Annotated in this window: 13 protein-coding genes and 1 tRNA gene; 12 read left to right on the forward strand and 2 right to left on the reverse strand. The window is 47.7% G+C overall.

Translation table 11 applies throughout. The features are described from left to right. Window positions 1–70: 70 nt before the first annotated feature. The 12 genes from ACO6UX_RS24745 (at window position 71) to nadA (ending at window position 15662) form a co-directional block, all read left to right on the forward strand. The gene (locus tag ACO6UX_RS24745; protein WP_422451047.1) at window positions 71–3967 is read left to right on the forward strand and encodes a hypothetical protein; all 3897 of its coding nucleotides are present in this window, start codon (window positions 71–73) and stop codon (window positions 3965–3967) included. Window positions 3968–4221: 254 nt separating this feature from the next. After that, complete coding sequence (locus ACO6UX_RS24750; protein WP_422451049.1) at window positions 4222–7422, forward strand: ATP-binding protein; 3201 nt, start codon at window positions 4222–4224, stop codon at window positions 7420–7422. Window positions 7423–7636: 214 nt separating this feature from the next. Continuing rightward, a complete protein-coding gene (tolQ, locus tag ACO6UX_RS24755) occupies window positions 7637–8305 on the forward strand; it encodes a protein TolQ (protein WP_422451051.1) in 669 nt (222 codons plus the stop codon). Window positions 8306–8320: 15 nt separating this feature from the next. Next, window positions 8321–8782, forward strand: coding sequence for a protein TolR (gene tolR, locus ACO6UX_RS24760; RefSeq protein ID WP_269674966.1), 462 nt, complete (start codon window positions 8321–8323; stop codon window positions 8780–8782). Then, complete coding sequence (locus ACO6UX_RS24765; RefSeq protein ID WP_422451052.1) at window positions 8783–9631, forward strand: TonB family protein; 849 nt, start codon at window positions 8783–8785, stop codon at window positions 9629–9631. After that, entirely contained in the window at window positions 9628–10962 is a 1335-nt protein-coding gene (tolB, locus tag ACO6UX_RS24770) for a Tol-Pal system beta propeller repeat protein TolB (RefSeq protein WP_422451054.1), read from the forward strand. The genes ACO6UX_RS24765 and tolB overlap by 4 nt, the downstream gene beginning before the upstream one ends. A gap of 233 nt (window positions 10963–11195) precedes the next feature. Then, on the forward strand, window positions 11196–11756 hold the full coding sequence (locus tag ACO6UX_RS24775) for an OmpA family protein (RefSeq protein WP_422451055.1): 561 nt from the start codon (window positions 11196–11198) through the stop codon (window positions 11754–11756). A gap of 106 nt (window positions 11757–11862) precedes the next feature. Beyond that, window positions 11863–12711 (forward strand): tol-pal system protein YbgF, encoded by an 849-nt coding sequence (gene ybgF, locus ACO6UX_RS24780; protein WP_422451056.1) that lies wholly within the window; start codon window positions 11863–11865, stop codon window positions 12709–12711. 22 nt (window positions 12712–12733) lie between these two features. After that, a complete protein-coding gene (queE, locus tag ACO6UX_RS24785) occupies window positions 12734–13372 on the forward strand; it encodes a 7-carboxy-7-deazaguanine synthase QueE (RefSeq protein ID WP_422451058.1) in 639 nt (212 codons plus the stop codon). A 176-nt stretch (window positions 13373–13548) separates the two neighbouring features. Further along, window positions 13549–14244: a 7-cyano-7-deazaguanine synthase QueC gene (queC, locus tag ACO6UX_RS24790; protein WP_422451060.1), complete on the forward strand. Its 696-nt coding sequence runs from the start codon at window positions 13549–13551 to the stop codon at window positions 14242–14244. A gap of 48 nt (window positions 14245–14292) precedes the next feature. Continuing rightward, window positions 14293–14368, forward strand: a tRNA-Lys gene (locus ACO6UX_RS24795). Window positions 14369–14624: 256 nt separating this feature from the next. Then, window positions 14625–15662 (forward strand): quinolinate synthase NadA, encoded by a 1038-nt coding sequence (nadA, locus tag ACO6UX_RS24800; RefSeq protein ID WP_422451061.1) that lies wholly within the window; start codon window positions 14625–14627, stop codon window positions 15660–15662. A 63-nt stretch (window positions 15663–15725) separates the two neighbouring features. Here nadA and ACO6UX_RS24805 read toward each other — a convergent pair whose 3' ends face one another. Further along, a complete protein-coding gene (locus ACO6UX_RS24805) occupies window positions 15726–16718 on the reverse strand; it encodes an ankyrin repeat domain-containing protein (protein ID WP_422451062.1) in 993 nt (330 codons plus the stop codon). A gap of 595 nt (window positions 16719–17313) precedes the next feature. After that, window positions 17314–18993 carry a hypothetical protein gene (locus tag ACO6UX_RS24810; protein ID WP_422451064.1) on the reverse strand — a complete coding sequence of 560 codons (1680 nt, stop codon included), beginning with the start codon at window positions 18991–18993 and terminating at the stop codon, window positions 17314–17316. Window positions 18994–19067: the final 74 nt, after the last annotated feature.

Raw genomic sequence — 19067 nt, forward strand, 5'->3', positions numbered from 1 at the left:
TACCCTCAGTATGCAACTCAACTTCAACAGGCCACAGTCCGGCCCTATCTAAACAGACAGGATGTATAATATGCTCCCAGCTGGAACGCCTGAAACTTCCTACGGGATGCAGGTACGCTCGAAAATTGATAGACCAGAGTCAGAGTATCCAACAGGAGAGGTACAAACTGCTGCCGGCATCAAAAGACGTGTTATCCCTTTTACAGTAGGCGAACATGTCTTCAATGAGAACCTGATAGAAGGATTGATTAATCACAATGGAATGGGGAGACTGGCAGGGGTAAAAGACAGGGGATGTCGTCTGGTTGAGCGTCCTGAGTTAATTCAGTGGTTAACGTCTGAAGCTACGCAAAGTCGTTTATCGTCATCTGATGTCATTTGGCCTCACAGGGGGATCAAGAGACCGAAATCAGATTACAGTACTCTCAGTCAACTTGAAGACCTGGCCGTGTTGATGGGGTTTGCGAAAAGTTTAGGGTTCACCCGTCATTCAGTTCAGGATGGCAGCACATCTTTATGCAGTGATCTTCATCCGGTCATGGAGAAATTTGTTGCGTTGTTCGACAGCAACAATCTCGCGTTGAATTCTTATTACGAGGTGAGCTTTTATGCAAGGGATGATGTAGATAAACTGTATTTACACCTGAAACATTCACATGCGGTGACGCTGTTAACCCCTGATATTATTCCCGATCAAGAAGATCCCTTTGGTCGCCATAACTTTGATCGTGTTACTGACCCAATGTATAGTCCTGATGGTATCTACATTGAACTGGATGGTGCTGAGGATGACAGGGCGTTTGCAGGATTGATTAATCGAGTAAGACTGCTGGATCCATTTGAGGAAAAATCCAGCATGAATTTCCTGATTCGCTTTCGGAAAAATATTCCTGAGGATCAGAATATTTCTGATATTGCCAACTATCGGCTGGTCACAGGAAGTGAGGACAGGAATCAACTGTATTTCTCCTGCAGTGTCCCTGTAACAACTCTGAAAAAAGGAGAATTATTTATTGAGTTGCAAGCTCCGTTTATTAACTGTCCTGAACCCGATCTTGATGAAATATTTGATGTCGAAAAGGAGTGCAAATCAACCAGGGATAAGCTGAAAAGAAATACGGATGGCAGTATAAACAATAAAACCAACAGGGATCTTCTACGCCAGAAGTCGATACCCATTGTCAGAAATACCAGGAAGACTACGCCTGAGAAAAATGGCTTTGTCGGTGAATATCTTGGTTCAGGAATTGCGCAATGTGTCTTTACCCATGCAGAGTTTAACAAATTGGCAGCAAAGAAAATCATGCACAGCATGAATCACGCTGCTTCTGGAGCAACCATCAGGACACTGTGTAGTACACAGAGAATGTGTTCCTGTGTGATGACAGACCCCCTGCTGGGAAAAAATGGAGAAATCAAGTTTGCACTGAGTCCTATAGAATACATAGCGGTGCCGTATCGGGATGGTGCGATTGGTGCTGATCAGGTTTATGAATTTGATTTACCAGAAAAGAATGTTTCCTATGGTGTCGCTGCTTCTAATTATCCAGTGAGGGTCAGGAGGATAAGAAACAGTGCATCAGAGTCCGATGCTTTCAATAATCTTGATTACCTGCCCGTCCTGCCCAGAGAAGATTGCGATGAACCGGTCTTGTCCGATTACCATTACAGGATGGAAGCAATGGATGTTAATGGCGATTCAATGAAACCGGAGTTTTATGAACAGGACCAGGTGACAGTGTTAGGATTACAGAGGAAATACGATCAGGAAGAGATGGTTGAGTGTATATTGAAAGATCCTAATGAGAAACCTGAGGTTAAATTTGAAATCATTAAAGGCATTCTGGATTTGATAGACCGGTGTGACCGTTTTAACAAGATGATCGAGGAGAAAGGTAATGGCTGGGTAATCAAATGTGTTATTGATGGTAATTTTGCAAATTTTGCCTATGACCGGAAGAAACATCAGCTTATTTATCTTGATGTTGCCCCGGCAACGGTTACCATCGATGGACAGATTTTGCCGGGGAATCAATTTATGATGGAATGGATTAAGGAGCGCCATGAATTTATTTCCAAAATGTCTGAAGATCCACAGATGTCAAAATTGTTTGTGCTGGTGATGCTGACCAATGATCTTCGTCAACTTGAAAAAATACAATCCAGACTGGTAAGAGAGTCGGTCAGTCATGATTCACATAAAGAGGAAACCTCTTCCCTGCGGGATGTGGTCAGCAAAGTGTCCTCTTTGCTGGCGGAAGATGATCGATTTTTATCCTGGTGTGCCTGCCATTTTTTCTCAGACTCTGAAATGACTATGGAAAGCCTCAGTTACAATGAAGACGCGTCTTCAGGGGGGCGGTTTTCTCAAGTTGTATCGAGTTTATTTGAACGGTATATACAAAACCCCCTGGTTGATTTTGATCAGTATGTAGATAAGACTGATCCGGCTGAATCAGAAAAGATAAAATCATTACCCTTATCAAGAAGAATGGAGTTGCTTCGACAGTTGTCTGATGCGGCTTTTGGACACATGAAGCGAATAAAAAAGAGTCTTGCGGAGAAATCATCGAAGAAGTTGAATGGCAATGGTGTTGATGACCATAAAGAAGATATCTTATCCAAAATTGAATACGAAACAATGATGAATAAGGCTATAAGGGGTGATGTTATTCATTTCTTTCCAACTACTTGCCCTAAAGAGGATATGTTTAATGAATCTGCTTTTGCCTGGCTAAAAAAATGGGAAGCTATTCATAGCTATAAACCCATAGAGGGCGATAGCGTTGATAGTGTTTTGGGATTAAGTCGTCAGTTATTGCTGGATGCCGAGTTTGACGAAACCAGTGATTCTCTAATGATCACCATACCTTGCTTTCAACGACTGGTCAGAAGGATTTATGGTAAAAAAGTGGATGTGCTCCTGGTTGAGCCTTTTCATGGGCGTGATAAGAAATTTCGAACGGCTTTATATCAGTGGCGGTCTATGTGTCAGGATAAATCTCTTCGCCTGGAAGAATGCACAGGGGTTGAGGCATTTCATGATACTCTGGAGAATTTGACAATGGACACAATGATACTTGTTAATCGTCAGCCGGAGAATTCCTATCTGATTGGCAATGTCAGTGAAACCCCATGGTCCAGTATCTTCGTCAAGGACAAAGGAGAGCAGGCCAGTAAGCTAAATTGCTCATTACCGGTTACCTACATGCCATGCCAGGATGGTTGTGAAAAGTTATTTTTTGAAAAAGTGCTTCGGGGTTTGAAAGAATTATACGAAATCAGAAAAGAAAGAAGTCTGGGAAATGAAAATAGTGAGAATCTCTCTGATGAGGATTTCCTTAAGAAGCTCGTCGTATGGCTCCCGGGCAGCTGTGCAGAAACCAGGAAGGTAGAGCGGGATGTTGAGCGTGTCTTTATCAAAATGAAATTGTCGTCCAGTATCATGACTCGATTAAAGCCATGGCTTCGTGGTTATGTTGATATGATACAAGATGAATTTGGTCGGGAGCACTCTCCAAGAGTGTACCTGATGATGCCACTACCTTCAGAAGATACCAGAGAGTATGCTCGTTGGATGCTTCGTCTCACGAAGGATAGAAATGGCAATGACATATCATTCATGAACTTTACCAGTGAGCTTAACATGAATATGCTTCAGGAAAAGATTAAGGCAAGTATTAATGAAACGTCATCCTCCAAACCGGATTTTATGTTTATCGAGGGTGGGTATGGGTACAGGTCGGGTTATTTTCTGCTGCATGATACGCCAGTCGTCAGAGTATGCAGCGGTTATGATGAGGGCTTTTTCAAAGAAATAGACCGCATTGGTTCTGTGAAAGATCTAGCCTTGAAATCAGTATCTGTCAGTATACCATATACTTCTCTTATCAACGGGGATCCCGTCAGCAGGAGTTCTATGGAGTGCCTGAATGAACCCCATGGGAGATTCTTTAGTGATCGATAATGTGGGGCATGTTGGATGATGGTTGTCTGATAAACACGGCTGCAGTACCTATGAAATATTTCCGGATGTAATATGGTGTTATGGCTACATCTATCCGTCAGAAGATTACGCTGTTTAATCTGCTACCAGCGATAGTGTTCTACAGTATCATTACGTTTGTTTTTCTATACTTTACCTTTCGGACGGCCTCTGAAGAAATCGGTAGAAGGCATCTCAACGAGACGTTGCGATATGCAGCATCCGTAGATACAAGAATGAGTAAAGTGATCCTGGCTGGCAAGGCTTTATCCCTGTCTGCCAGTGAGATTTCTTATCATGACCTCTCTGCAAAAGTTATTTCAATATTCAGAGATATGCCCTATGTGAAATCGTTATCCATTGTCGATTTTGAAAAGAAAGGCGGGGTGTTGATAAAAAGTAAAGAGTCTGTTTATTTTGATTGGATGGTGAAGAAATTTGTTTCTGGAGACCAGGACTCAGATTACTCCATTCCTGATCAAATCTATTTGTCAATCAACAATAACTTAGAGTATGACTGGTATGTTAATACTGAATTAACCGGCCCGGTGTTTTATACCAGCTTTCTGGTCAGGGTTTCGGATGATAACCATCGGAGCCGCTTCCTAAGGCTCGATCTGGATGCCGCCAAGCTGGTCAATATGCCGATAAACCTGGATTTTCGGGTTCGCCTGATTATTGCCGACCCTTTCGGACACATTGTGTACGCCAATGGCATATCACTACTGAAGTACAGAACCATTGAAAAATTCTCACGGCTTGGGCCTTGTGAGGGCAGTGGCGAACTCTATTTTCCCTCAGAGAATGGCGGTTCGTTCAGGCATTTGCTGTACAGCCCGATTAAACCTTCCAGGCCTGATGAGCCGTGCGGCTTTATGAAAGATGTTTTGCACAATGTTGTTAAGGAGGGCAGGCTGGTCAGTGTCCGTATTCTAACCAGGGGCAGCTACAAGTGGTCTGCCGCTGTGCCTGTTAAATCCACCGGTTGGTTTTTCAGCTATAGCATCATGGAAACTGACATCATGAAGCCGGTGTATAAACAGGCCTTTTTAAGCGCAAGCCTGATTGGCCTGGCCATGGTGTTAGCCATTATATGCTTATGGGGTGTGTCTGGCAGGATTACGCGTCCCCTGAATGAATTAAAGCGTGAAATGAATACCTTTGGTTTTCTGCCCAGTGATTCAAGTGATAATTTCCAGGATTCAAAGGATGAAGCGGTTAGCCTGAACCGGAGCTTTATCCGGTTAAAGGAACGACTGTTAAACCGGGAAGAGGCTTTGCAAAAAGCCCGGGCGCAAAATATGGCCAGCCTTGTCCAGCAGTTAAGAGGACGTTATTTCTATTTTCATCTGGCCACTTCCGGGGATATTACCTATGTCAGTCCATCAATTACTTCAGTACTGGGTTTCGACGAAGACGAGTTTTCTGGAAAAATTCAGGGTTTTTTAACGGATTCGGTGGTTAACGATACCTTCAGAAGCGTCCTGAAGCAGTTGCCAAAAGGGGTTTGGCAGGAAACATTTGAACTGGAATTTTTCCATAAAGACGGTTCCATACGCTGTATTGAAGTGGGTTGTGCGGGGCACGCCAATAAAAGCTCTCTCACCCAGAAAAACACCGGTCAACAGCTCGATAGCATTGAGTGTATGGGAAATGATATTACCCACCTTGTTCGTGATACGGAAAAATTCAAGGCATTGATAGCCGGTTCGCCGGATGCCATTGTTATCACCGATACGGCGGGTGTCATCACCCTGGTAAATCCCAGGGTCGAAGATCTCTTTCGTTATCATGAGTGTGATTTACTGGGCCTGCCATTAGCGCTGTTAATTGACCCTGAGTACCGATCAGATCTGATGCTGCTGAAGGAACTCGACTCCGATGACATCGATAGCCATTGCCTGGAGGCAAGGCTCTCCCGTGGGGTTGATAAGTATGGCCATGGATTTCCAGTGGAAATATCCAGCAACGTGCTGACCACAGCCGATGGTTTGCTGATCTCCATTGTCTTTCGTGACATTACCCAGAGAAAGCGAATCGAAGGCGAGCTACTGAAGGCGAAAGAAACGGCCGAAAAGGCCAGCAAGGCAAAATCCTTATTCCTGTCACATATCAGCCATGAACTGAGGACCCCGCTTAATGGCGTCCTTGGCTATGCCCAGCTGCTGTTGGCTGACAGAGATGTTCCCGATAAATACCGGGAAAGTCTGTCATCCCTTGAGGCCTGTGGTTTGCATCTTTTGACCATGATTAATGACATTCTCGATATCACCAAGATTGAAAGCGGCATTGTGAGAACCCGGGTGGTGCCTTTTAATATCCAGGTGACGCTGGATATGGTGTTTGCCAATTTTCGCGAAACTGCGAAAGTCAAAGGCCTGAACTTACTGCTGGATATTCTGCCCAATGTAGAACTGGAGATTGTTGCTGATAATGTCAAACTGCGCCAGGTGTTGATCAATTTGATTGGCAATGCCGTCAAGTTTACTGATTCTGGCAGTGTCTATCTAAAGGTGTTTGTCAAAGGTGACAAGCTTCAGTTTGAAGTGCTTGATAGTGGCGTGGGGATTGTCTCATCGGATTTGGCGCAGCTGTTTCAGCCATTCACCCAGCTAAAAAAAGGGCAGGAATGTGGCGGTGCCGGTTTGGGGCTGTCTATCAGTTATCGTCTGGTGGAAGCCATGGGGGGAGAGCTTCAGGCTGAGAGTGAACCTGGCAAAGGGAGTCGTTTTTATTTCAGTATTCCCTATCAGATTAGCCAAGGGGAAAGCAGAAAAGTGTTAGCCGAATTACCCCCGGGAAACGGCGGACCTGATTTACAGCCAGAGCACTTTAATCAACATCAAATTCTGGTGGTTGACGATAGCATTAATAATAGAGATATGTTGGTAAAGGCCCTTAAGTCCAAATCTTTTCATGTTGAGGCAGCAGAGGGAGGGTTGGAAGCGGTGGAAAAATGCAGAACCACTCGCTATGACCTTATTTTGATGGATCTCAGAATGCCCGGCCTGGATGGCTTTGATGCTGCCAGGGCGATTCACCGTATCGGCCGACACCCATCCATTAAGATTATGGCCGTATCTGCCAGTGTGTCAGAACAGGCGAGAGTACAAATTGCAGATTCCGGTTTTTGTGGTTTTATTGCCAAACCCGTGCGCTTTGATGAACTGTTTAATTGTATTTATGACCATTTGGAAAATGATAACGGCTTGTCTCCTGATTTGCCGCTCTCCGGCGTTTGTCAGCAGGAAATGGTCACTGTTTTGCAGCGCCTGCTTGAGATCGGTGACCTGAAAACACTGGAAGAAAAAGCCGAAGGGTGGTCAGTGCAGCCGGGTTATGGCACCGTCCCTGAAAAAGTTATTGAGCTGTGCAAGCTACTGGACGTTATGGGGCTGGAGACACTCTATAACGCTTTAGTGGAGCATTCTGGCTAGGAGCCTGTCTGACTTAAGACTGTCCTACTGTAGGGTGTGTGTAAATCTGATTTGATCTCCCTCACTGACGTGCTATCAAACAGTTATTCACGGGATACAATTACCTTGGACCTTTATCGGGTGGTTCTGATCCCCATTGTGGTTTTTGGTGTTATGATCAGTCCTTTTTCGACTTCATAATTGATGGGTAGAGAGGTTGTCGGTGGCAGAAAGCATGTCTCTATGGGCTCTGGTGGGTAACGCCAGTTGGATTGTGCTACTGGTGTTATTGTTACTGGTAGCTGCATCGGTTGTTTCATGGATGATAATTTTCCAGCGGGGAATCCTGCTGAGAAATGCGCAGCAGGCCATGATTGCGTTTGAGGATCGTTTCTGGTCGGGAATGGATCTGATTCTGCTGTACAAGGAAGTGCAACAAAATGAACAGTCCGGCTCAGGGGTGGAACACATCTTTAAAGCCGGCTTCGCCGAATTTACCCGCCTGCGAAACCAGGGGACTGTTGATCCTGATGCGGTTATGGAAGGTGCTCAGCGGGCCATGAGGGTGGCCATTTCCAGGGAGCAGGAGCGCCTCGAAGGAAACCTTCCCTTTCTTGCCAGCGTTGGTTCTACCTGCCCTTATCTTGGTCTTTTTGGCACAGTTGTCGGTATTATGAACTCTTTCCGGGGGCTGGCGGTGGTTCAGCAGCCAACCCTGGCTTCGGTTGCACCGGGCATTGCCGAGGCTTTGCTGACCACTGCTGTTGGCCTGGTTGCCGCTATTCCGGCGGTTGTCGCCTATAACCGCTATGCTTCAAGGGTTGAAGCCCTGGTGTCCAATTACGAGATATTTGCGGATGAGTTTTCCAGTATCCTTCACCGTAAAGTTTACAGCCGGACATAAAGGGATCTTACCGCAATGTCACCGATGATAAGTGGGGCAAAGATAAGAAGTCGTCGTAAACCCATGTCTGAAATAAACATGGTGCCGTTTATCGATATCATGATGGTGCTACTGGTCGCTTTTATGATCACTGCGCCCATGATGACCCAGGGCGTGAAAGTTGAGCTGCCCAAAACCAGTAGCGATAATATTGCTCTGCCAGAAGATAAAGAAGTCCTGGTCATCTCTATCAAGGCGGATGGCAGTTATTATATGGACGTCGGATCTGACCATGACAAAGCCGTGAATCTTTCGTCCCTGACAGAGAAAGTCAGTAAGGTCGTGAGTGCCAGACCCGGTACTCAAGTGTTGATTCAAGGAGACACCAGCGTTGCCTATGGATCAGTAGTTCAATTAATGGCTGGCCTGCAAAACTCAGGTATCAGTCATGTTGGGCTGGTCACTGATCCGGTGGCGGTTGGCATGGAAGAGCGGTAGATGAAGAGATGGTTTAATATTGCTTTTCCAGCCTTTATATCAAGGGTGACCGAAGGTTATGGATTTTCTGTAGCCCTCTCTCTGATTCTTCATCTCATGATGTTTGGTGTGCTTTTAGTCAACTGGAGTGCCGACGTCCATCCAAAAATAGCACCGCCGGTGCCCATCAGCGCCGCATTGGTATCGTTGCCTGAACCGGCGGCAAAGCCGCAAACTGTCAGGAAGCCTGCGCAGAGTCAGGTGGAACAAAAGCGCAAAGAAGAGGCAAAAAGGCGGGCAGAAGCCAAAAAAACAGCAGAGGCAAAGCGCAAAAAAGCGGAACAGCAGCGAAAGGAGCAGGAGCGGCAGAAAGCCCTGGCCTTGAAGCGGGAAGAGGAAAGAAAAAAAGATGAGCTTCGCAAAAAGGAAGAAGCTGCCCGGGAACGTCAGGAGCTGGAGAGGCGTCAGCGGGAAAAGGAGCAAAAGCGCAAAGAGCAGCAAGCGCTTGAGCAAGCCATGGCAATGGAGCAACAGGCTTTGGCAGCTGCTCAGCAGCTTGAGCATGACCAGCTGCTGCAGGCACAATATGCCGCGCTGATTAAAAACCTGACCTCCCGGTATTGGAGCAGGCCGCCCAGTGCACGCAATAACATGGTGGCAGAAATTCGAATCAGTCTTTCTCCCTTTGGGGATGTGCTGGATATTACTATGCTGAAGTCCAGTGGTAATGATGAGTTTGATCGCTCCGTTATTCAGGCTATACGCCGAGCGTCGCCCTTTTCGGAGTTGAAGGATCTTGAGCGGCGAATTTTTGAACAACACTTCCGACGAATTACCTTCCGATTCAGGCCCGAGGATCTGGTTAAATGAGGCACTTATTCAAAACCTGTTTATTATTTTACTGTCTGCTCTGGGGGATGAGTGCTCAGGCAGAGCTTGTCATTGAGGTCACCCAGGGAAATGACCAGGCTGTGTCCATGGCAGTTTCCCCCTTCAGCTGGACAGGGGGGAAAGTGTTGCCGGAAGACCCGGCGGCAATCATTGATAACGATTTGAAACTCAGCGGTCTGTTCAAGGCGCTGCCAAGAACCAGTATGCTCAGCTTCCCGGCCAGTGAACAGGAAGTTTATTATCGTGACTGGAGGTTGCTTGGGGTCTCTTACCTGGTAACAGGGCAGGTGACACACAGGGGCACAGGTTACACCGTGAACTATCAGCTTTATGATGTTGTCAGGGGAAAGCGCATTGCCAAGGGGGGATTTACCGGAAACAGTGCCCAGCTTCGTGAGATGGCCCATCGCATCAGCGATGTTGTCTATGAAAAGATCACGGGCCTGAAGGGCGATTTTTCCACCCGGATTCTCTACGTAACCGCCCAGAGGCACGACGCTGAAAGAACCGATTATCAGCTGAATTATGCCGATGCGGATGGTAAACGTAACAGGAAGGTGTTCAGCTCCAGCGAGCCTATTTTATCGCCCAGCTGGTCACCAGATGGAACCAGGGTTACCTATGTCTCCTTCGAGCAGGGTCGCCCTGCCATTTACATGCAGGAACTGGCAACGGGCATTCGCAAGAAACTGACCGGTTTTAAAGGGCTGAATAACTCGCCGGTATGGGCACCGAACGGTAAATCCATTGCCATGGTGCTTTCCAAGGATGGTAATCCGGACATTTATATTCTTGATCTGGCAACGAACAAAATCAGTAATGTCTCGACTCATTACGCCATAGACACTGAACCGGACTGGATGCCAGATGGCAACAGTCTCGTGTTTACCTCAAACCGGGGTGGGAGTCCTCAGGTCTATCAGCAGGAGGTCAGCCGTAAAAGTGATGGTGAATTTATCACAACAGGCAAGCCCCGTCGTCTAACCTTTGAAGGGCGGTTCAATGCCCGGGCCAAGGTCTTTCCGGATGGTAAGTCCCTGGCTCTGGTGCATAAAGGGGAGGGAGCTGCAGACTTTAACATCGCGGTGCTCGACCTGGATACCGATAGACTGCGGCTGCTGACGTCATCCAGCCTGGAAGATTCTCCCAGTATTGCCCCGGGTGGGCGCAGACTGATCTATTCTGTACAGGGTGGCAAGAATGGCGAGCTGGGAATAGTTTCTGCTGATGGGCGGGTGAAACAGCGATTGCCTTCTGCCAAGGGTGATGTCCGGGAGCCTGCATGGGGCCCGGCTATTGAACTCAGGTAACGTACAGGCAGGGTGACCGCTCTGAAGTTCTGTGAAGCAGATCGCAGGCAGTCACTTTTGCCCTGCCGATTTTCCGACTTGCTGCTATGCTCGTTTAAACTGCTTTTTTCCGGTAGCCCTTTCTCTGAGGAAACCTCACCATCCCTTGCTATTCGGGCTAGTCGGGTGACTTCAGTTCTGATAGTGTACTGCACAAATCTTTGAAATCCCGTAGAGAATGATTGGAGTTAAAAATGCAAATCGCCAATGTTGTTAAAGCGGCTTCTATGGCTGTAGCCGCTCTCTGGCTGGCAGGGTGTGCTTCCAGGAAAGAGCCAACTACAGCAGAAATCCAGCCACCGGTTGTTACTGTTGAAGAAGAGGTGCTGGTTGAAGTTCAGCCAGTTCTGGATCCTGCAGTTCAGGCAGTGATTGACAGTGGCCGAATTGATGAGTCTCCGGAAGAGATTCAGGCGCTTCTGGAGAAGAACACCTATTTCTTCCCATTTGACAGTGCCAGGCTGGATAATGACGCATACAAGGCTCTGGATGTGCATGCTGCCTACCTGACTTCTGATATGGGTTACATGAAAAATATCGTCATTCAGGGTCATACTGATGAGCGTGGTACCCGTACATACAACCTGGCCCTGGGTGAGCGTCGTGGCAAAGCGGTGATGGATTACCTGGCCGCTAAAGGTGTAGCAGCTAACCGTGTTGAAGTAATCAGCTTCGGTTTTGAGAAGCCTCTGGATCCTGAGCACAGTGAAAGTGCGTGGGCTTTGAACCGTCGTGCGGTAATTGTTACTGAGTAAGCAATAATACCAGTCATATTCTTGATGCTCTCCCGGTAAGCTTGCTGGAAAGCAGCCCGGTGATAAAGGAGAATACGACTGGTATCATTTTTCGTCCGGGGGATAAATGCGTAGAGGAAACACTAACCCAAAGCTGATGTCGGGGCTGGCTCTTCCAGTGTTGCTTGCTGGTGCTCTGAATGGCGTGGCAATTGCCGCAGCCCCGGTTGAAGAACCGAGACCTCTGGGGCTTTCAGCTCAATCTCAAACGGTTGTCAGTCAGATCTCAGATGGTCCTGTTACGATTTCATCCTCATCGGATAGTGATGCTGATTACAATGGTACGGCTCATCTGCTGAATACGATTGATCAGCTTCGACAGGAAATGATGGAAATGCGCGGGCAGCTGGAAGAGCAGGCCTTTCGCATTGAGCAACTGCAGCAGGAAGGTCGGGACAGGTATCTTGACCTTGATGATCGAATCTCTCGATTGAAAGATCAGTCCGTACCCCCGGCTCCAGTTACCAACGTAAAGCCACCGATGGTGAGCGCGCCAGTGGCAGAGGTGGCAGAAAAAAACAACCAACCGGTTTTGAAAGCCGAGGAAGCAACTTACCAGTCAGCATTTGACCTGATTCGCTCCAAACAGTTTGATAAAGCGAAAAACGCACTCCAGGAGCAGCTGAAAACCTACCCTGAAGGCCGTTACGCAGACAATGCCCATTATTGGCTGGGTGAAGTTGATATGGCTCAAGGGCATTACGATGCCGCCAAAGTCTCCTTCCAGATCATTTTGAATGAGTTTCCAAAAAGTCCGAAAGTTCCGGATGCCAGCTATAAGCTTGGGCGAGTGCACGACTTGCTCGGCAATCAGAAAGAGGCAAAGAGACTTCTTGAGCTGGTTATTCAGCAATATCCTGATAGCTCGGCAGCCAGGCTTTCCGATACTTATTTGAGAACCATGGGCGATTCCTGATACCTGATGGCAGTCAACCTCAATGCTGAGAATTACCGAGATATTTTACTCATTGCAGGGAGAGACCAGAACCACCGGGTTGCCTACGGTATTTGTGCGCTTAACCGGCTGTCCCCTCCGTTGTCGCTGGTGTGATACGGAGTATGCCTTTAAGGGGGGACAGTTATTATCCGCTGAAGAAATTCTGGAGAGAGTATCAGAGTATAACCCCGGATACGTCACCGTGACGGGAGGTGAGCCACTGGCCCAGAAAGCATGCCATGGGTTGCTGAGTCTTCTGGCTGACCAGGGTTATGAGGTTTCTCTTGAAACCAGTGGCGCAATCAGTCTCTCTGAGGTTGACGCCAGGGTGGTCAAGGTAATGGATTTGAAGCCTCCAGCCTCAGGCGAGTCCCATCGTAACCTGTATGAAAATATCGGTTTTCTGACCAGACAAGACCAGTTGAAATTTGTGATTGCCGATCGCGGCGATTATGAATGGTCAGTCTCCAAACTGATCCAATACGACCTGGCGACCAGGGTTTCCGATGTTCTTTTTTCTCCGGTCAGCGGCACCATGTCTGCCCGGGTATTGGCGGGTTGGATCCTTGAAGACAGGCTGCCGGTGAGATTTCAATTACAGCTGCACCGGATGATCTGGGGTGATCAGCCGGGTGTCTAGTGCAGAAAAGCGATATTACCCGTACACCACGTTCACCCTGAGCGGAGTCGAAGGGTGCTTGGCACGATCTATCAGAGTCCGGAGTTTTCGCCCTTCGACAAGCTCAGGACGAACAGTATGGGTAACAGCGCTTAGCTGCACTAGTTTAATTCTTGTTTCATAAAAAGGTATTGCAGATGAACAGAGCAGTAATCCTATTATCCGGAGGGCTGGATTCGGCCACCGTTCTGGCGATGGCTTTAGAACAGGGATTCGAATGTTACTCGGTCAGTTTTGATTATGGGCAGCGTCACCGTTGTGAACTTGAGGCTTCCCGCAAGTTAGCTGAGGCCCTGGGGGTTAGTGAACACAAGGTGTTAAAACTGGGGTTGACTGATATAGGCGGTTCAGCGCTGACCGATGATGATATTGCAGTCCCGGATTTCGGCGATCCCCTCAAGGAGGCCCAGAGCCAGGTTCCGGTCACTTATGTTCCTGCAAGGAATACAGTTTTTCTCTCTCTTGCTCTTGGTTGGGCAGAAGTGCTGGGGGCTCGTGATATTTTTATTGGTGCCAATATCGTTGATTACTCGAATTATCCTGACTGTCGCCCGGAGTACCTGAAAGCATTTGAAGATATGGCGAATCTTGCCACCCGGGCTGGCGTTGAAGGTGATCTTTTTCGGATCAGGGCACCACTGCTGAATTTAACCAAGTCTGAAATAATTTCTGAAGGCGTCAGGCTGGGGGTGGATTATGGGATGACAGTCTCTTGCTACCAGGCCGATGAATACGGTGCTGCCTGCGGTGTTTGTGATAGTTGCTGTTACCGGCGAAAGGGGTTTATTGAAGCAGGGGTTGATGACCCGACGACTTATCGCATTGCGGTTTAACTCGAATCACTTGTAAAACGAATTCTGGCGCGTATAATTTCGCGGATTGGGTCGTTAGCTCAGTTGGTAGAGCAGTTGGCTTTTAACCAATTGGTCGTAGGTTCGAATCCTACACGACCCACCACTTCCTGCCAAACCCTCTTATTTACCTCTTCACCATAATTATTATTAGTGCTGATGCTGTGTTAGAATACTGCCACATTTTTTTTAGAAAATGGCGGTGCAGAAATAGTGCGGAGCTGGACTTCCTGCCATTGTGGGGAGAGCGGTAACGTAATATTTTCGGCTCATGGCTGATTGATAGAGGAAGTTGCAGACACTTACCTGCCGTGAAACAGTTCATCCTGGAAGGGTAAAGTGCTTTGCCGGATGCAAGCTTTATGAATGCAGTGATAGACAGAGAGCTCGTTCAGGGCCATTTGCAGAAGGCTCCATTACCGGTGGATCCGGTTGCGAAGGATGCCAAAAAAAACAGAATCAAACAGCTCCTGAAAGAGAGGGGAGCGGTTCTGGTTGCCCACTATTATACAGATCCTGTCGTTCAGGAACTGGCTGATGAGACCGGTGGCTTTATTGCCGACTCATTGGAAATGGCACGCTTTGGTGCCCGGCACGATGCCAACACGCTGATCGTGGCTGGTGTTCGTTTCATGGGGGAAACCGCCAAAATTCTCAGCCCGGAAAAGCGGGTGCTGATGCCGACCCTCGAAGCGGAGTGTTCCCTTGATCTGGGCTGCCCTGTGGAAGAATTTTCCGCTTTTTGTGATCAACACCCTGACCGGGAAGTTGTCGTCTATGCCAATACGTCTGCTGCCGTAAAAGCACGGGCAGACTGGGTAGTAACCTCCAGCTGTGCGCTTGATATCATCGAAGATCTTGATGCCCAGGGTAAAGCCATTATCTGGGGGCCGGATAAATACCTTGGCAGCTATATTCAAAAAAATACCGGTGCCGATATGCTGCTCTGGGACAGTAGCTGTATTGTTCATGAAGAGTTTAAGGCGAAAGGTATTGAAGACCTGAAACGTGTTTATCCTGATGCCGCCGTGCTGGTTCATCCGGAGTCCCCTGGCTCAGTGGTTGAGATTGCTGATGTGGTGGGCTCGACGAGTCAGTTATTGAAAGCTTCTCAGGACATGCCCAACAGCGCATTCATTGTGGCTACAGACCGTGGGATTTTCTATAAAATGCAGCAGGCTTCACCTGAGAAACGTTTTATAGAGGCTCCCACCGCAGGCAGTGGTGCCACGTGCCGCAGTTGTGCCCATTGCCCATGGATGGCAATGAATACCCTTGATGCTCTGCTGGAATGTCTGGAAACTCCGGGTGACCTGAATGTCATTGAAGTCAGTGATGAGTTGCGGGATAAGGCACTGAAGCCCTTACAACGCATGTTGGACTTTACGGCGGCCGGTTAACATTAATTATCTTCCCGATTTCCGAGGAGGTCGTCCGAGAATGAATGGCCTCCAGGCATTGTTTTATAAGTTCTTCCTGTGTTTTTCCATGTGATTTATCAAGCTGGCCTGTAACTCAGCTTGTGACTCAGCTTTCGATGTAAGTGGTATCCCTACACATAGTTCCAGTGGCGTACCTCCAAATAGGCAGAAGGGCATTTTCTCAAGCAGATCTTGTCTAGCCGAAGGAGCAGTGGAGGGGTAGGTGCCCTCTTCGTGCCAGAAAAAGCCGGCAATGTTGGCTTTGCCTTCATCCAAATTGCCACCATTGTCGATAAGCTTGAACATTGCCTGCAGGTGGCCCTCTAAGGCTGCAAAATGCATGGGAGTAGCGCTGCCATTCAACCGACCGGTGCTTTGGTTTATCCTGGCATTGCGTTCTATCAGATGGTCGATCATTTCCAGGTTGCCAGACCAGGCAGCCAGGTGGAGCAGTCGAATGCCGCCTGTAATGATTGGCTTATTGACATCTGGAACGGCACTGATCAGCATACTGATAATATCGTTATTGCCTTGCTTAAAGGCCTTATAAAAATAGGAACTGGCGATATTATGATAAAATCTTTTGACATTGGCTCCAGCCGATAATAGTACCCTCATTGTATCGGTATCTTCGATTTCCATGCTTTTCTGTAGCGCTGTCAGGCCATTCGGGTAAAGCAACTCCAGGTAAAGTGAGTCCGGGTAAAGCGATTTCGGGCAAGGCGAGTCCGGGTTAGCTTTACCTTCTTTGCAGAGAATCTCTACTGATTTCGATTGTCTGTTCTTCACTGCCCAGTGTAGCGCTTCTTGTTTTTGTATTCTGGCATCGGGAAAAGTTGCACACAGATAAGTTAAAACTTTCTTATTACCCGATATGGCCGCCCTTGCAAAAGGATTTAAGGCAGGATTTTCGCCTGCACCCGTTGTTGTCAGGCGCATAAACGTCGAAGAAGGCACGGCTTGCGCCAGATGGTTGATGACATTTGCATTATTGTTTGAGCATGCCCACAGGAATAACGACTGAAAATCCTCCACGCTGATTTCCTGTCCATCATCCAGAGGTAATTTGAATGGTAATTGGGGAAAGGGCAAGGATGATTCAGAGGCATTTTCAGATGTAGTTTCATCGTCATCTAAATCGATATCAAGGCAGGGCGTGTAGGCCGCCTCCCTGGCAAAAGGAGAAAACCGGGCAATTCTCTGGAAGAGGGTCTGGGTAAAAGATTCATGGGGTTGGACGGTGGGGAGATTTCCTGTAGGCGTTGTTTCGCGAACCCGCTTACCGTTGAAATTGACTCGAATGGTCTCCGGGTGTGTTCCAGAGGGGGGCGAATCAGGATTGCTATTTGTCCTGCGGTTAGTTGTCCTGCGGATAAATGTTAAGCTGCACTCCAGTGTAAATGTTCTGGTGGCTGATGAATTAGTAAAGGAGAACTTGGGCATTATTAGAGTCCTTCTTAATTTTTGACTTAGTTAATATTCATCTTTTTCTGACCGTTTAGATGGCGGATAGTTCCCAAGGATGACGTGAGCCTGATAATTATTTTGAGGTCAAATGGCGTTATTTATCGTCCAGGTACAGGGCTTTGTTCTGAAAGCAGCAGCATCCGCAATTCTCACCCAAAGTCTGTTACCTGCCTTGTGAAATGTTCTTGAATGTCAATTTTTGCAACTGCGCCAATATTTCGGTGCCTCTCTCGCTGATCTGACGAAAGCAGGGATCTCCACTTTGCAGCTTCTCCCAGGAAAACGGGGTGGCCAGCCGGGTCATACTCAACGGCCAGGACGGATGAGGGGGGGATGAATGCTTAATGATGCTTTGGTGAAGATAATCCCGGGCTCGCAGACGTCGTAATGCTACTTTCTGAATGATGGGTTTAAGTACGAAATGCAAATGACTACTGAAATTGTTTCTCAGCAATATCAGTTCGCCCATCAGGTGACTCCATGTGTACAGCTGGCAGAATGCCCTGTTGGCGTTTACTAAAAAATCAGAAACAACCTGTTCTGTCGGGGATCGGGGGGGAGGCAGCTGTTGCCATAATTTCTTATATGATTCCAGCTCCAGGCAAAGGGCTGATGAAGCATATTGCACTTGAAAAGCCAAAGTGGCTTTGTCCAGCTTCTTTTTAAACTTCCCGACGGTTCTGGAATGCTCAGGCAATTCCAGCAGCCTGTTTCTCCCTGAATCAATGATGACGGAAGAAGCCTCCCGGGCTGAACTGTTAATCATTTCCCTCAGCTTTCTATTGTTCTCCTGATGGATGATTTCAGCTACCTCCCTGTGGGAGGCAAACAGGGAGCCTGCTTTTTGTGTGTCATGGGGATGGAGCACAAACACCCGTAGGTAGGGGCAGGATCGATCCATTTTATCAGGCTCATTTGATCTGCTTTCCTGTACGGGGTCCGCAATAAAGTAAATTTGGGTGGCTCTGACATTGCCCTCAGCATCGATTACCTGCACCAGAGGCTTGTCGCGATAGATGTTTCTTAAACAACGAGAGTCGTGCAGTCCATCCCTCTGCAGCACCCCCGTTTTCAGATAACTTCTGGTAATATTCTCTGCCTTAATAGGGTTTTTCTGTTCTTTTTGAAAAGTCTCGGTTATCCCGGCCGCGACAAAGCGTGAATTCTTCAGACAAAAAGCGCAGGTTAATCGCTCATCAAGCCCTTTGACCCCCGGGGCTGCGGCCTGAGTTTGCAGCAGGGATTTGTCTGCTGCTTTATCACAGGCATAGCTTCCGGAAAAAAACAGGCCTTCATCAACATAGTGGCTGAGCAACTCGGGGGTGTTTACTAACATACGACATAGTCCAGATTCACCCTTGTGCTCGGTAAAAGTCTGGTATCGATCAGCAGTAGTGTTGGGCAGCGAGCAGCGTCCGGCGTTGCAATGATTTTCATACCAAATCGTCGGGTCCATCCAACAGGAATCATCTTTAATGCGCCGCTCTTTCGGATCAGTAATAGCATCTATTTTGCGGGTTACATCAAGCCAGCTTCGCACGACCCAGATATCTCGCTCCTGGAGCGTCTTGATAACCAGGTTCAAACCCTGCACAAAGCCCTTGTGCTCATCAACAAGATAAAGACGCTTGCCAGGGTTCAGTGGGATGACGGTGTAACCCGGACCATTGCAGGTAAGAAGAAAAAAGCCAGCGACATCTGGCTCAAGTTTAGCCTCCAGATAATGTCCCGGGGCGGTGCTACGGGAATTTGGCTTGGTTAGCGGTACTGATTTATGTCTGGGGTCTTTTTCCAGATTGGCACTGGCCGGACAAATATCAAAATCACCATGCTGGTTCATCATTCTGTCGATTTCTGAATCAGATTTTGGGACGCATCGAACGAGCATATTCGACCTTGACCTCCTACTTTATATAA

It is taken from the genome of Endozoicomonas sp. ALB091, assembly GCF_049310265.1.
Lineage (GTDB): Bacteria > Pseudomonadota > Gammaproteobacteria > Pseudomonadales > Endozoicomonadaceae > Endozoicomonas.

Coding starts and splice junctions, on each gene's coding strand:
- ACO6UX_RS24775 (WP_422451055.1), top strand. CDS start 11,196: ATGCAAATCGCCAATGTTGTTAAAGCGGCTTCTATGGCTGTAGCCGCT.
- nadA (WP_422451061.1), top strand. CDS start 14,625: ATGAATGCAGTGATAGACAGAGAGCTCGTTCAGGGCCATTTGCAGAAG.
- ACO6UX_RS24765 (WP_422451052.1), top strand. CDS start 8,783: ATGAAGAGATGGTTTAATATTGCTTTTCCAGCCTTTATATCAAGGGTG.
- ACO6UX_RS24745 (WP_422451047.1), top strand. CDS start 71: ATGCTCCCAGCTGGAACGCCTGAAACTTCCTACGGGATGCAGGTACGC.
- tolR (WP_269674966.1), top strand. CDS start 8,321: ATGTCACCGATGATAAGTGGGGCAAAGATAAGAAGTCGTCGTAAACCC.
- tolQ (WP_422451051.1), top strand. CDS start 7,637: ATGTCTCTATGGGCTCTGGTGGGTAACGCCAGTTGGATTGTGCTACTG.
- tolB (WP_422451054.1), top strand. CDS start 9,628: ATGAGGCACTTATTCAAAACCTGTTTATTATTTTACTGTCTGCTCTGG.
- queE (WP_422451058.1), top strand. CDS start 12,734: ATGCTGAGAATTACCGAGATATTTTACTCATTGCAGGGAGAGACCAGA.
- ACO6UX_RS24750 (WP_422451049.1), top strand. CDS start 4,222: ATGAGTAAAGTGATCCTGGCTGGCAAGGCTTTATCCCTGTCTGCCAGT.
- ybgF (WP_422451056.1), top strand. CDS start 11,863: ATGCGTAGAGGAAACACTAACCCAAAGCTGATGTCGGGGCTGGCTCTT.
- queC (WP_422451060.1), top strand. CDS start 13,549: ATGAACAGAGCAGTAATCCTATTATCCGGAGGGCTGGATTCGGCCACC.
- ACO6UX_RS24810 (WP_422451064.1), bottom strand. CDS start 18,993: ATGATGAACCAGCATGGTGATTTTGATATTTGTCCGGCCAGTGCCAAT.